Origin of the sequence: Exiguobacterium sp. s21 (genome assembly GCF_018617975.1) — a bacterium.
GTDB lineage: Bacteria > Bacillota > Bacilli > Exiguobacteriales > Exiguobacteriaceae > Exiguobacterium > Exiguobacterium mexicanum_A.
The window spans coordinates 172,922-186,871 of record NZ_JACSLF010000002.1; the positions used below are offsets into that span (position 1 = coordinate 172,922).

Annotated in this window: 13 protein-coding genes; 11 read left to right on the forward strand and 2 right to left on the reverse strand. The window is 52.3% G+C overall.

Translation table 11 applies throughout. From position 1 onward, the window contains the following. The first annotated feature begins 39 nt into the window (after positions 1-39). The 4 genes from KNP06_RS03385 (at position 40) to nadE (ending at position 3,413) form a co-directional block, all read left to right on the forward strand. Positions 40-1,131, forward strand: coding sequence for a virulence factor (locus tag KNP06_RS03385; RefSeq protein ID WP_214709546.1), 1,092 nt, complete (start codon positions 40-42; stop codon positions 1,129-1,131). 244 nt (positions 1,132-1,375) lie between these two features. Then, complete coding sequence (locus tag KNP06_RS03390) at positions 1,376-1,570, forward strand: hypothetical protein (protein WP_021066980.1); 195 nt, start codon at positions 1,376-1,378, stop codon at positions 1,568-1,570. A 100-nt stretch (positions 1,571-1,670) separates the two neighbouring features. Further along, the gene (locus KNP06_RS03395) at positions 1,671-2,480 is read left to right on the forward strand and encodes a BsuPI-related putative proteinase inhibitor (RefSeq protein WP_308162223.1); all 810 of its coding nucleotides are present in this window, start codon (positions 1,671-1,673) and stop codon (positions 2,478-2,480) included. 117 nt (positions 2,481-2,597) lie between these two features. After that, complete coding sequence (gene nadE, locus KNP06_RS03400; RefSeq protein WP_034776993.1) at positions 2,598-3,413, forward strand: ammonia-dependent NAD(+) synthetase; 816 nt, start codon at positions 2,598-2,600, stop codon at positions 3,411-3,413. A gap of 304 nt (positions 3,414-3,717) precedes the next feature. Here the strand turns inward: nadE and KNP06_RS03405 are convergent, their stop codons facing one another. Further along, positions 3,718-4,107, reverse strand: coding sequence for a disulfide bond formation protein B (locus tag KNP06_RS03405; RefSeq protein WP_034776995.1), 390 nt, complete (start codon positions 4,105-4,107; stop codon positions 3,718-3,720). Between the two features lie 110 nt (positions 4,108-4,217). Here KNP06_RS03405 and KNP06_RS03410 point away from each other — a divergent pair, with 110 nt between their 5' ends. The 5 genes from KNP06_RS03410 to KNP06_RS03430 all read left to right on the forward strand — a co-directional run bounded on the left by KNP06_RS03410 (position 4,218) and on the right by KNP06_RS03430 (position 9,687). Then, positions 4,218-5,096, forward strand: a complete 879-nt coding sequence (locus KNP06_RS03410) for a transcriptional regulator CcpC (RefSeq protein ID WP_214710537.1) — start codon at positions 4,218-4,220, stop codon at positions 5,094-5,096. Further along, the gene (locus KNP06_RS03415; protein WP_214710538.1) at positions 5,093-6,214 is read left to right on the forward strand and encodes an N-acetyldiaminopimelate deacetylase; all 1,122 of its coding nucleotides are present in this window, start codon (positions 5,093-5,095) and stop codon (positions 6,212-6,214) included. Before KNP06_RS03410 ends, KNP06_RS03415 begins: the two co-directional genes overlap by 4 nt. A 268-nt stretch (positions 6,215-6,482) precedes the next feature. Then, on the forward strand, positions 6,483-7,871 hold the full coding sequence (locus KNP06_RS03420) for a cytochrome ubiquinol oxidase subunit I (RefSeq protein ID WP_034777000.1): 1,389 nt from the start codon (positions 6,483-6,485) through the stop codon (positions 7,869-7,871). Positions 7,872-7,885: 14 nt separating this feature from the next. Continuing rightward, complete coding sequence (locus KNP06_RS03425) at positions 7,886-8,917, forward strand: cytochrome d ubiquinol oxidase subunit II (protein ID WP_034777001.1); 1,032 nt, start codon at positions 7,886-7,888, stop codon at positions 8,915-8,917. Between the two features lie 107 nt (positions 8,918-9,024). Further along, positions 9,025-9,687: a potassium channel family protein gene (locus KNP06_RS03430; protein ID WP_034779811.1), complete on the forward strand. Its 663-nt coding sequence runs from the start codon at positions 9,025-9,027 to the stop codon at positions 9,685-9,687. 29 nt (positions 9,688-9,716) lie between these two features. Here KNP06_RS03430 and KNP06_RS03435 read toward each other — a convergent pair whose 3' ends face one another. After that, positions 9,717-10,493 carry a Cof-type HAD-IIB family hydrolase gene (locus KNP06_RS03435; RefSeq protein ID WP_214710539.1) on the reverse strand — a complete coding sequence of 259 codons (777 nt, stop codon included), beginning with the start codon at positions 10,491-10,493 and terminating at the stop codon, positions 9,717-9,719. Positions 10,494-10,714: 221 nt separating this feature from the next. Between KNP06_RS03435 and rnjA the strand changes: the two genes are divergently transcribed. Continuing rightward, on the forward strand, positions 10,715-12,382 hold the full coding sequence (gene rnjA / locus KNP06_RS03440; RefSeq protein WP_034777003.1) for a ribonuclease J1: 1,668 nt from the start codon (positions 10,715-10,717) through the stop codon (positions 12,380-12,382). A gap of 66 nt (positions 12,383-12,448) precedes the next feature. After that, entirely contained in the window at positions 12,449-13,906 is a 1,458-nt protein-coding gene (locus tag KNP06_RS03445) for a phospholipase D family protein (protein ID WP_214710540.1), read from the forward strand. The last annotated feature ends 44 nt before the right edge of the window (positions 13,907-13,950 follow it).

Below are 13,950 nucleotides of genomic sequence, written 5' to 3' on the forward strand. Positions count from 1 at the left end.
TTTGTCGTTTTCGTCACGATTGAAGGTGAGGTGATGAGGATGAAACTAGTAGCAATTGAACCAACTCCAAGTCCAAATAACTTGAAGATTATCGTGGAGCCGGCTTTCACTGGCCGAGGCGTCACGTATGACAAGGCGAGCCGTGACATGCCTCCGATCATCGAGGACATCGTCGGGTTGCGAGGGGTCAAGTCGGTCTATGCCGTCTCCGACTTCCTCGCCGTCGAACGCCATCCAAAACATGATTGGCACGACGTTATGAACGAGATTCGTCGCGCGTTCGGGGAGGATGTCCCGGAAGTCGAGGCGAACCAGATGGCGGCGGACTATGAACCGGTCCACGTATCGGTCCAGTTCGTACTCGACGTCCCGATGCAGTTGAAACTCGTCAAAGGTGATACCGAAAAACGTGTCGGTCTGTCGAAGCGGTTCGTCGACGCGGCGCTCGACGTACAAGCACAAGTGAAAAACGTCATTCAAGACCGGCGTTGGGTCGAGCAAGCTCCGCGTTACGGAGAACTCGAGGACGTGAGCGTCGTCGCGCAAGAAGAACTCGAGGCGGCTTATCCCGAAGAACGGGTCGCACGCATCGTCGCCCGTGCGTTCGGCCGGGAAGCCGACTATGAAGCGAATGCGAACCAGTTGCAATCAGACGATTGGAAAGCGCGATTGGCGTTCTTGGACGAACTCGAGATTGTCCCGTACAACATGGTGTACTTCCGCCGTGCGCTCGAGGATAAAGTGATGGCGATCCGTCGACAAGCGGTCGTCATGATCGGCATGTTCGAAGAAAACCGCGAAGAGTACGTCACGTATATCGAACAGGCGCTCGTGGACTCGTCACCGATCGTCCGTCGTACGGCCGGCGATACGGTATCGGATTGGGCGTTGCCGCAGTCGCAGCCGTCGATGATCGAGGCGCTCAAAGACAAGAGCAAGCTTGTCCGTTGGCGGGCCGCCCGGTTCTTGTTCGATTGTGGAGATGAGCAAGCGGTGCCGGCATTGAAAATTGCCGAGGACGACCGCGAGTTCGAGGTTTCTCTTCAAGCCCGTCTCGCGAAAGAGCGAATCACGAGTGGAGAGACTGCGCTTGGGACGGTGTGGCAACAAATTTCGAATCGAACGAAGTAACAATCATTCGACAAACAAATATTTAATTTTTTTTACAGTTACAGGGAAGAGAGACGAATCCTCATGCGATTCGTCTCTCTTTTCTCGTATTCAATTTGATAATTCATCCAAATGACTAACAATCGATACCAGTTATTCGACAGTTGGGTAAACGGGTCTTTTGGCCTGTCGAACGATGGGACGTTTTTTCTTGCGAATCGTTGATACACTAAACGTATCTTATACCAACAAAGGAGCCATACTCATGATGCTTTTTGCAGAAACCCCAGAACTCGTAGCCTATAAGGAAGTCGTCGATGGTATGATCACGGTCATCTTTGAATCGATTCACAGTGAGACGTTCTCGATCTCTGCACAAGTTCGTTCCGACATCGACGTCGCCGACGCGTTGTTCATGACTGGTTGGCAACAGTACGTGGAAAACGTCCAAGTTTCATAATAAAGGTGAATAATATACGTAAACCCATTACAAACGTCTGCACGAACGTTTACACTAGTGCTATAGACGTTTTTTTATTTTTCAGAGGAGAGTGGGATACGTGAAGAAGACTTGGTTATTGGCCATCGTCACGGCGATGATATTGGTTGTGGCGGCGTGCAGCAAAGAAGAAGCGAACCCGAGCGATGTGGACGACACCGCGTCGACACCGCCTGCTTTATTGACGCTCGATACGGACGTGAGCTACGATGCCGAATCGAAACAACTGTCGACGACGGTGTCGATGACAAACCCGAACGAAGAACCGGTCAAGGTAACGTTCAACTCGTCTCAACGGTTTCAAATGACGGTGATGAACGGTGATACGACCGTCTTCGATTACGGCAGTGAATATATGTTCACGGAATCGATTATCGAAGAGACGTGGGAGCCAGGCGAGAAGAAAGTGTTCGATGAAGTGTTCCCGCTCACGCTTGAAGCCGGGGACTATACAGTCGATTTCGTCGGACTGGCCCAAGTCAACGGTGCACCTGAAATGGCGGTCACGGATCAACAGACTTTGACGGTCGAAGCGGCGGAGCCACCGGCAGAAGAGGGAACGAGCGAAGAACCGGCGGAAGAGCCGACGGAAGAGCCGAGCGATCAGCCGGCCCAAACGAACGGTGCGTTCCGCGATGTCGCCATCAAACTGAACGGTAACGCGATCGACGTGTCTGGCTACACGGACGTCGAAGAGTTTGAGTGGAGTGTGTCGGACGGTCATAACCTGTATGCCCAAGGCGCGGCAGAAGTGACGAGCGGCGGCTTTACGTTCGGCGTTCTATTGGACGAAGAACCTCCGGTCGGGAAAACGCTGTTCTTGGAGATGACACCGATTGGCGGAGACGTAGCCTCGTTCCGCATCCAATAAGCGAACGACGGAAACTGAGGTTTCCGTCGTTTTTTTTCGGGAATGAAACAAGTTGACGGCACCCCCAGATTGTCAGACAATTAGTCAAACCGATATCAGTTAGGGAGGAAGTTGAGTATGCAGCAACATATTATCGAATCGACACATGTCAAACCATCGATTAACCCGGCCGAAGAAATTCGTCTTCGGACCGATTTTTTAAAGGCTTATGTTAAACGGGCAGGGGCGAAAGGGCTCGTCCTTGGCATCTCGGGTGGACAGGACTCGACGCTCGCCGGTAAACTCTGTCAGCAGGCGATGGAAGAGTTGCGTCAAGAAACGGGCGCGGAGTACACGTTCTACGCCGTCCGTCTTCCGTATGGGGAACAACATGACGAAGCGGATGCGAAGCGCGCCCTCGAATTCATCCGTCCGGACAAGACGTTCACGGTCAACGTGAAGCCGGCCGTCGACGCCTCGGCTGAAGCATTCGCACAAGCGACCGGACTTGAGCTCGGTGACTTCCATAAAGGGAACACGAAAGCACGCGAGCGGATGAAAGTTCAATACGATATCGCCGCCACGTTCGGCGCGCTCGTCGTCGGTACGGATCATGCGGCTGAATATGTGACGGGCTTTTACACGAAGCATGGCGATGGGGCTGCCGACTTGACGCCGCTCACCGGACTCAACAAACGCCAAGGCAAGGCGTTGCTCCATGAACTTGAAGCGCATGAGAGTTTAATCTATAAAGTGCCGACGGCTGACTTAGAAGATGACAAGCCGGGACTCCCGGACGAGGTCGCTCTCGGGATGACGTATGATCAGCTCGATGACTACTTAGAAGGCAAAGAGATCGACCCGGCCATCGCCGAGCGGATCGAGACGATCTTCAAGCGGTCGCGCCATAAGCATCATATGCCAGCCTCGCTCTACGACGAGTGGTGGCAGTAATCAAAAAGAACCAGCCCCCGGGTTGGTTCTTTTTTGTATGATGAGCCAAGTTCTGTATTGCCTTTGCCGGCACCCTCCGTTCATGGGGCGATGCGGATGCCTCCGCAGCGCGAATCGCGCTTTACGGGGTCATCCTTGCATCGCTCTCCCCTAGGAGTTCGGGTGCCGGCCTTGGTACTGGACAGTCAGACCGTCGCGATGGGGCACCGTGATTGCCCGCGGAAAGCATGGGCGCCGAAAGGGACGCGCGATTTAATCACACAAAAGAACCGATCCTTAGACCGGTTCTTTTGTGTGTCACGTATTAGCGCTTCGAGCGTGTCGGCACGAATTGGATGAGCAAGATGAGCGTGAACGCGATCAAGCTGAGCAGCGGGATCGTGATGAATCCAAAGTAGTTCACCCAACGAATCAAACAGTCGTTACTGCAGAACGCGTCGCCGTTCGGGATGCGTTCGAGAACGACGTGATAGAGGGCAATCGCCCAACCCGCCCCGGCCATGAGACCGACGAACAATTTGTTCACAGCACGGTTTGAGACCATGACCGTCAAATAATAGATGGCGAGCGGATACATAAATATCCGTTGGAACCAGCATAACTTGCATGGCACGTACAGCATGATTTCCGAGAAATAAAGACTGCCGAGCGTCGCGATGGTGGCGACAATAAAGGCAAAATGATGACGTTGCATCTGATTTCCTCCTGACGATTCAAAACTAATCGACAAACATGATATGATACAGTGAAGCAATAACGTATCCAGTATACAATCTTTGAAACGATAGAGAAACAGGTGACGTCATGCAAGTATCAGAAGTGGAAGTGTTGATCGTCCTCGCCGAGGAGTTGAACATGCGCAAAGCAGCGGAGCGGTTATTCGTCTCCCAGCCCGCGCTCAGTCAACGTCTCGTCACGATCGAGCACCAATGGGGTAAAAAGATATTCGTCCGTTCGACGCGCGGGCTCGCGCTCACACCAGACGGAGAAAAGATCATCGACTTCGCAAAGAAGATGTACAGCGAAGAACAGGAGCTGCGTGGGGAGTTGACGGCGCAACAAGGTGAGGTGTACGGTACATTAAAAATCGCCGTAGCGTCCATCATGGGACAGTATTGGCTGCCCCGCGTCTTGAAACGATTCATGGAGCGGTATCCGTCGGTCCGGGTCAAACTCGTCACGGGCTGGTCAAGCGAGATGATGCGCTATATGCTAGAAGAAAATTTTCATATCGGTATCATCCGGGGGAACCCTGACTGGCGCGGCGAGAAGATGAAACTGTTCTCAGATTCGCTCCACTTGGTCGATATGCGGATGACCGATTTAAAGCAACTCAAAAACAACGAGCGCTCATTCATTCAATTTAAGAGCGACTCGACGTATTATCAAGAGATTCTCGAATGGTGGCAGGAACGGTTCTCGAGCCCGCCGCTGACGACGCTCGTCGTTGATCAGATTGAGACGTGCAAACAGATGGCGCTCCATGGAATCGGCTTCGCGATTTTGCCGGAGTCGACGATCCGCGATGTCGAGGCGATCAATAAGATTCCGCTCACCTCGTCGAACGGGACACCGCTCGTCCGAGATACGTGGATGTTGTCGACCGAATCGATGCTCGAGTTGGCGCAAGTGAAGGCATTTTGGGAAATCGTGAATGAAGTGACAAAGGAGAGTGTGGAATGAGTTGGGCAATTGAAGCAAGACGGCAGTTACATTTGATTCCAGAACGAGGTTATGAAGAGTTCAAGACACAGGCGACGCTTGAGGAATTGATCCGGTCCTTGAACTCGCCACGGGTGCATATCTCACATTGGCGCACCGGCCTGTTCGTCCGCATTGATGGTCTTGTCGGTGAGAAGACGATTGGGTACCGGGCCGACATGGACGGCTTGCCGATCACAGAAGAGACAGGACTCGAGTTCGCCTCGGTCCATGAGGGGATGATGCACGCCTGTGGTCACGACGTTCACATGGCGATCGCCCTTGGGTTAATCAAACGTGCCGTCGAGGAGCCGCTCGACCACGACCTCGTCATCTTTTTCCAACCGGCAGAGGAAGGTCCGGGCGGTGCCGAGCCGATGGCCGTGTCGGAACTGTTCTATCATTTCCGTCCCGATGCGATGTTCGGCCTTCATGTGGCTCCGGAATATCCGGTCGGCACGATCGCCTCGCGCCCGGGTGTCTTGTTCGCGAGTGCGCGTGAACTGCATCTGACGATTCACGGGAAAGGTGGTCACGGGGCCTTCCCGCATGCCGGGATTGACGCCGTGATCGTCCAAGCTGCCTTAATCATGCAACTTCAAACGGTCATCTCACGGAACATCGATCCGATGGGGAGTGCTGTCATCTCGATCGGTAAGGTTGCGGCCGGCACCAAAGAGAACATCATCGCCGACACGGCGAAACTCGACGGGACGATCCGGGCGCTGTCGGATAAGGAGATGGTCGTGCTCGAAGGGCGTATCCGTCAAATCATCGCCGGAGTGGAGATGACGTATAACGTTCAAATCGACCTAGAGTTCGGCAATCGCTATCACGAGGTCGTCAATGACGAACGTTATTTGTTCCAGTTTGAAGAAGTAGTCGAAGAAGTCGGGTATTCGTACAAGACGTGTGTCCCCGCCATGACCGGCGAAGATTTTGGTTACATGTTGAAGCAAGTACCGGGCTTCATGGTCTGGCTCGGCGTGAACGATATGGGTTCAGGGCTCCATCAATCAACGTTCAATCCGGACGAGCGGGCGATCGATGTCGCCATCGAGCTGTTCGATCATTTCTTTCGAACAGCGATCATTAAATGAAGGGAGCGGACACGACGGTGTCCGCTTTTTTGTGCGAAATGTGTTGAATTGTGCGTGAACGGTTAAAAATTCGGGAAATAAATAAGACTTGTAAAGCGTCGATATTGTTAATCATGCTCAAATGTGAACATTTTGCGAACTCAAGCATTGAGACATTACAGCGCTATATAAAATCATTATGATAAGGGTATCCAAGGGAAATCATCTGTGATGTTGCGCGATAGACATTGGTTTAAAGCGCTAGAGAGAGATAGGAGGTAATCAATAGATGTTTCAAGATCCTGTCCTGATGAGCCGGGCGTTAACGGCACTCACGTTGGGTTTCCACGTGATATTTGCCACAATCGGCGTCGGGGTTCCACTTTTAATTTTATTGGCAGAGTTTCTAGGCATTAAAAAGAAAGATCCGAAATATACCTTGATGGCCCGTCGTTGGTCACGGGGCTATGTTGTCACAGTAGCGGTCGGTGTTGTGACGGGTACGGCAATCGGGCTTCAGCTGTCCTTACTTTGGCCGAACTTGATGCGGGTAGCCGGTCAAACGATCGCACTCCCATTGTTCATGGAAACGTTCGCGTTCTTCTTTGAGGCGATCTTCCTCGGAATTTATTTGTACACGTGGGATCGATTTAAAAACCCGTGGCACCATATGCTTCTCGGGATTCCGGTCGCGGTCGGTGCCTTGTTCTCAGGTTTCTTCATTACGACCGTGAACAGCTTCATGAACCAACCGGTCGGGTTTGATATCGTCGACGGACGGCTTGCCAACGTGAGCCCGCTTGAAGCGATGTTCAGCCCAGCGATGCCAACGAAAATGGCGCACGTCTTGACGTCGGCTATCTTGACGTCGGCGTTCATCCTTGCGGCGATCGCGGCCGTCCAGTTGCTCCGTCAGCGACGGAACCAGCTCGACAAGTTGTCAATCGAGTATCACAAAAAAGGACTTCGCTTGACGATGACCGTCGCACTCATCTTCGCAATCGCGACTGCTCTTGTCGGGGACTTCTCAGGGAAATACTTGGCGAAGTACCAGCCGGATAAATTGGCGGCTGCGGAGTGGCACTTTGAAACCTCCTCGGAAGCTGAGCTTATCCTAGGCGGCTGGCTCGAGGAAGACGGGGAAGGCGGTTACGAAGTACGTGGCGCTTTGAAGATTCCATACGCCTTGTCCATCTTAGCTGGCGGCGTACCGAACTACGAGGTAACAGGTCTTGATGAATTCGCGAAAGAAGACCAGCCACCGCTATTCATCCACTATCTATTTGATGCGATGGTTGGGATCGGGATGCTCCTCGCACTGATTTCGTTCTTGTTCGTCCTCGGACGCTACATCAAGCGGTTACCGCAATTCAGTAAACCGATGCTCATCGCCATCGCAGCGGGTGGTCCGCTCGCGATGATGGCCATCGAGTTCGGCTGGTTCTTCGCCGAGTTCGGTCGTCAACCTTGGGCGCTTTATGATTTGATGCGCACGAGTGAAGCGGCCACGACATCAGCGAACGTCGGTTGGATGCTTATCGCCTTTGCGATCCTGTATGCAGTTCTTGGCGTAGTCACGGTGCTCGTCTTGACTCGTCTGTTCAAGGACAACCCAGTAGGGAAAGAACTAAAACAATCGGAGCATCGCGGTGAAGCGATGTTCGCGGATGAAGTGTGATCGGAGGGTATGACATGCAGATTCAAGAACTAGGGATTGCCGTACTATGGACGTTTTTGTACGGCTATCTCATCGTCGCATCGATTGATTTCGGTGCCGGCTTCTTCGCTTTCTATAGTAAGTACACGAAGCGTGACCACATGATCAACCGTCTGATTCAGCGGTACTTGTCACCGACGTGGGAAGTGACGAACGTCTTCTTCGTCTTCTTCTTCGTTGGAATCGTCGGGTTCTTCCCGGATACGGCCTACTATTACGGGACAGCACTTCTCGTTCCGGCTTCGGTCGTCTTGATTTTGTTGGCGATTCGCGGGAGCTTCTATGCGTTCGCCAACTACGGTTCAAAAGAGAGCACGTTTTACATGTTCTTGTACGGGGCAACCGGCCTCTTGATCCCAGCCTCGATGTCGACCGTCCTCACGGTCAGTCAAGGCGGGTTCATCAATGAGACCGAGTCCGGCGTCTTCTTTGACGGCATGAAGTTGTTCACCAACTTCTACTCATGGACCGTTGTCTTCTTGGCAATCGTGTCGGTGCTCTACATCAGTGCTATGTTCCTTTTATTCTACGCGGACAAAGCGCGTGACGTTCAAGCGGTCCCGCTCGTTCGGAAGTGGGCCTTGTTCTGGAGCGTGCCGACGATTATTGCCTCGGGCCTCGTCTTCTTCGGGTTGAAGTCGCAGGCGGCTTGGCATTATGAGAGCATTTTGGCAGGCAACTGGTGGTGGTTCGCCGCAAGTTTCATCTTCTTCGTCGTAGCGGTTTCATTCGTCTACTTGAAGCGGAACTACGGCCTCGCTTTCTTGATGGTCATGGGTCAATTCTTCATGGCTTGGTTCGGATATGGTTATACGCACTTGCCATATATCCTTTATCCGTACATCGACATCAACGGAAGCGTCGTCAACGAATCGATGGCGGTCGCACTCGTCGTCGTCTTCATCCTCGGATTGCTCCTCCTCGTACCGGCGCTGTATCTCTTACTTCGCCTGTTCTTGTTCGACAATGACTATGTACGCGGAAAGCGTTCGAGTGGTAAAGCATAAGACCGGATGATTCCGGTCTTTTTTTGTATAGTTTTTTTGGAGGGAATCGGTTACACTGTACGAAGAATCGGGAACAGAAACAGCGTAGGAAAGGGATGTATGAAATTATGACAGGTGAATTTGCAGTCATCGGATTAGGTCGATTTGGCGGCTCAATCGTTCGTGAATTGTCGGCGAACGGGTATGATGTGTTGGCCATCGATGCCGATGAAGAACGCGTCAACGAATTTATGGGACTGGCGACACATGCGGTCATCGCGGATACGACAGACGAGAACGTATTGAAGAGTCTCGGCATTCGTAACTTTGAGCACGTCATCGTGGCGATCGGAGAAAACATTCAAGCCTCGATTTTGACGACGCTCATTTTGAAAGAGCTTGGCGTTCAAATCATTACCGTGAAGGCGACGAACGATTATCACGAGAAAGTGTTGCGCCGCATCGGAGCCGATAACATCGTCCACCCGGAACGCGACATGGGTGTTCGGATCGCGAACGGGTTGATGAGTCAAAGCATCCTCGACTACCTCGAACTCTCGAACGAGCACTCGATCGTTGAAATCAAAGCGTCGGATAAGTTGTCGAACAAGTCGCTCATCGACTTGGACCTCCGTGCTAAATACGGCGTCAACATCGTCGCCGTTCGCCGCGACGACGACGTCATCATCTCCCCGCAAGCCGACGAGATGATTCTGCCAGAAGATATCTTGATTATTATCGGCAAAGATACAGACTTGGACCGACTCGAACGTACCCTTCGGTCTAGATAAAAACGAGAGGCGCGCGCCTCTCGTTTTTTTTAGATGAGCTTCATTTGTTTTAAGCCGTACTCGATGCCATCCTCGAGAATCGACTTTGTGACGAAGTCCGCAACTTCTTTCGCCTCGGTCCGGGCGTTGCCCATCGCGATACCGGTCCCGACGTATTCGAGCATTGCCAAGTCGTTCAAGGCGTCGCCGAACGCATACGTGTTTTCGAGTCTGTACCCGTTCGCCTCGATGAAGTGGCGAATGCCATCGGCCTTGCTCGCCCCGCGATTGATGACGTCCACGGCGTGGGGGTGCCAACGGATGAAATCAAATTCGCCGTACGCGTCCAAGTAATGATGCTCTTCTTCTGGTGTACAGTAAAGTAACGTCTGATAGACGGCTTGTTCGATATGGAAGTTCGGTTCGTAAGTCGGGATCGGCATATCGAGTTCTCCAAGCGACTGTTCGACGACATGGTCGTTTGTTTTCGTCGCTCCGCCCCGATCTTGGCCGAGGTAGACAAGCGTGTGGTCGTTCGAGCCCGCATGCGTTGTCAGACGGTGGAGAGCATCTGTCGGTAAGGCATTTCGGTAGACGACCTCACCTTGATGGACGACGATTTGTCCGTTGTAACAGACGAAACTCTCAATCCCGACTTGTGCGGGGATGTCCGACAACATCGCCGGACCGCGACCGGTCGCGATAAACGTCTCGACGCCGTTTGCGCGGAGTTGTTCGATGGCTTTGATTGTCGAAGGTGGAATGTACGACCCTTCGTGGAGCAACGTCCCATCGATATCAAAAAAGACTACTTTCTTATCTTCCATGTGGTTTCACCATGCTTTCTCTGTCTTTATGAAGTCAGTTTTATACTAAAAAGCATAACATGAAATTGAGAAACCGCCCTCAATCTAACGTCATTAGTGAAATATTGTCACAATATAAGCTATAATGAAGAAAGAATCTTACGGAGACATAATTTTTATAGCGAGAATCACTTATGTATCACATAGATGAACATCAACTACTTGTAGTAAGGAGAGATTAAATGAAGTTTGTAAAGAACCACCAAACAGCTGTGTTTGCCTTAGGCGGACTCGGAGAAATCGGGAAGAACACGTACGTCGTTCAATTCCAAGATGAGATTATCGTCATCGATGCGGGCATCATGTTCCCGGAGGATGACTTGCTTGGAATCGATTACGTGATCCCTGATTACTCGTACTTGATTAAAAACAAAGATAAAGTCAAAGGGGTGTTCATCACCCACGGTCACGAAGACCACATCGGTGGTATCCCGTTCCTGTTGAAACAAGTGAAATTGCCGATCTACGCGACGAAGCTCGCGCTCGGCTTGATTAAAGTGAAGTTAGAGGAGCATGGATTGCTCCGCGAAGCGGAACTTCACGAAATCGATGAGGATACGATCGTTAAATTCCGTAAGACGAGCATCTCGTTCTTCCGGACGACCCACTCGATCCCGAACTCACTCGGTGTCGTCGTCAAGACACCACAAGGAAATATCGTTCATACGGGTGACTTCAAATTTGACTTCACACCGGTCGGCGAACCGGCTGACATCGCGAAGATGGCAGACATCGGGAAAGAAGGCGTGCTCTGTCTCTTGTCTGATTCGACGAACGCAGAAGTCGAAGGCTTCACGATGAGTGAAAAAGTCGTCGGCGGGACGATCAGCGAGACGTTCCGGAAAGCGGAAGGCCGCATCATCTTCGCCACGTTCGCCTCGAACATTTATCGTCTGCAACAAGTCGTCGATGCTTGTGCCGAGACAGGCCGCCATTTGGCTATCTTCGGTCGATCGATGGACAAAGTCATGACGATCGGGCAAGAGCTCGGCTTCATCAACGTGCCAAAAGGCATGATCATCGAAGCGAATCAAATGCGGAACTATGAGCCGCATGAAGTGGCAATCCTTTGTACCGGTTCGCAAGGTGAGCCGATGGCAGCGCTCAGTCGCATCGCCAACGGGACGCACCGCCAAGTATCGGTTATTCCTGGAGATACGGTCATCTTCTCGTCGTCACCGATTCCGGGGAACGCCATCTCGGTCGGGAAGACAATCGACCAATTGTATAAAGCCGGCGCGGACGTCGTCTACGGCAAGTTGACGAACATCCACACGTCGGGCCACGGTTCGCAACAAGAGCAATTACTCATGATCCGTTTGCTGAACCCGAAATTCTTTATGCCGATTCACGGCGAGTACCGCATGTTGGTGAAACACGCTGAACTCGCAGAGTCGGTCGGCATCCCGAAAGAAAACAGCTTCATCATGGATAATGGAGAAGTGCTCGCGGTCGACGCCGACTCGGCGGCCATCACGGGTAAAATCTCGGCTAACGCGGTTTATGTGGACGGGAACGGCATCGGGGACATCGGCAATATCGTCTTACGCGATCGCCGCATCCTTTCAGAAGATGGGCTCGTCGTTGTCGTTATCAGCATCGACGGCAAGACACGCAAACTCGTCTCCGGTCCAGACATCATTTCACGCGGTTTCGTCTATATGCGTGAATCTGGTAGCTTGATCCGTGATGGGGAGCGCTTGCTCAAAAAGACGGTCGAACAAGGACTGTCGAACAAGCAGATGAAGTGGTCGGAAATGAAGCAACTCGTTTCGGACACGCTCACGCCATACTTGGCACAAAAAACACGAAGACACCCAATGGTTCTTCCGATCATCATGGAAGTATGACCGAGCGGGCTGTAGGTGACTACAGCCCGTTTTTTAGAGGACTACAATATAAGGAGATGGTGCCGGATGGAACGACCAAAACGGAAGAAGGGGTGGGTGAAATGGGGGCTTGCCGCGTTTGCTTTACTTTTCCTCATCACGATGATTTACCATCAAGTCAAACCGTTGCCGGACGGCGTGTCACGCGCGTCGGAACCGGTCACGATTTCGGATGACCAAATCGATTTTTTATATGATTTGACGTATCAAGGGAAAGACACAGAAGTGAACGAGCAAGAGATTTTTCAAGACGTCGAGCGGTCAATCCGCGAGGCACGGGAATATATCGTCATGGACTTTTTCTTATTCAACCCATATTCGAATGAAGACCGGCAATATCCGGACATCACGGCTAGCCTCTCGTCGGCCTTGTTAGAACAGATGAAAGCGTATCCGGACATGAACGTCGTCTTAATCACGGATGAGATCAATACGACGTATAACGGTCATGCGTCCGATCATTTAGACGTGTTGAAAGAAGCGGGCGCCGAGATCGTCTACACGAACCTCGATGCGCTCCGTGACCCGAATATCTTATACTCGACGCTGTATCGCATCGGGTTTCAATGGTTCGGGGACAGTCAGAACGGGTGGCTCCCGAACCCGATGGCCAAGTCGGCCCCGGACATCACGATCCGGTCGTATTTACGACTCTTGAACGTGAAAGCGAATCACCGCAAAGTGATGGTGACCGAGAATGACGGCTTCGTCTTATCGGCCAACCCGCATGATGCGAGCGGGTATCATTCAAACGTCGGGGTGCGGCTCGATGGCCCGATTTTAGCGGACATCCTCGAAGGGGAGGAAGCGATCGCGACGTTCTCGAAAGGGGATGCCGAACGTTTCCCGAGCGAGGAGAAACTCGCGAATCTGCGCGACGAGCCGTCGGAAGGCCCGATGCAAATCCGCTACGTCACGGAATCCAAGATTCAGGACGCCGTCATCAAGGCGATGGAAGAAGCGGAATCAGGTGAGACGATTTGGATCGGCATGTTCTACTTGGCCGACCGAAACATCATTCAAGCCATTCATGAGGCCGCCGAGCGCGGCGTCTTCGTCAAACTGATTCTTGACCCGAATACGAACGCGTTCGGGCGCGACAAGTCAGGATTGCCGAACTTGCCGGTCGCCGCGGAATTGAACACGGTGAACCCGGAGCAAATCGAGATTCGGTGGTACGAAGTCGGCGAAGAGCAGTACCACCCGAAGATGCTGTACGTGGAAGGGGACCGTCGAGTCGTCGTCATCGGGTCGGGCAACTATACGACCCGCAACATGAACGATTACAACTTGGAGGCGGATGTCGAAGTCGTCACGACCGAGGAGACAGCGTTCATCCGCGAGGTCGACGGGTACTTCAAGCGTCTCTGGAACAACGAGCAAGGAACGTATACGCTCGCCTATGATGAGATTCAGACCGATTTGCCAATCGGAAAGTATGTGATTTATTGGATCCAGAAACTCACTTGGACGATGACCTACTGACACAAGCCCGCCTTCCTGTGAAGGTGGGCTTTGTTGTGGACGGG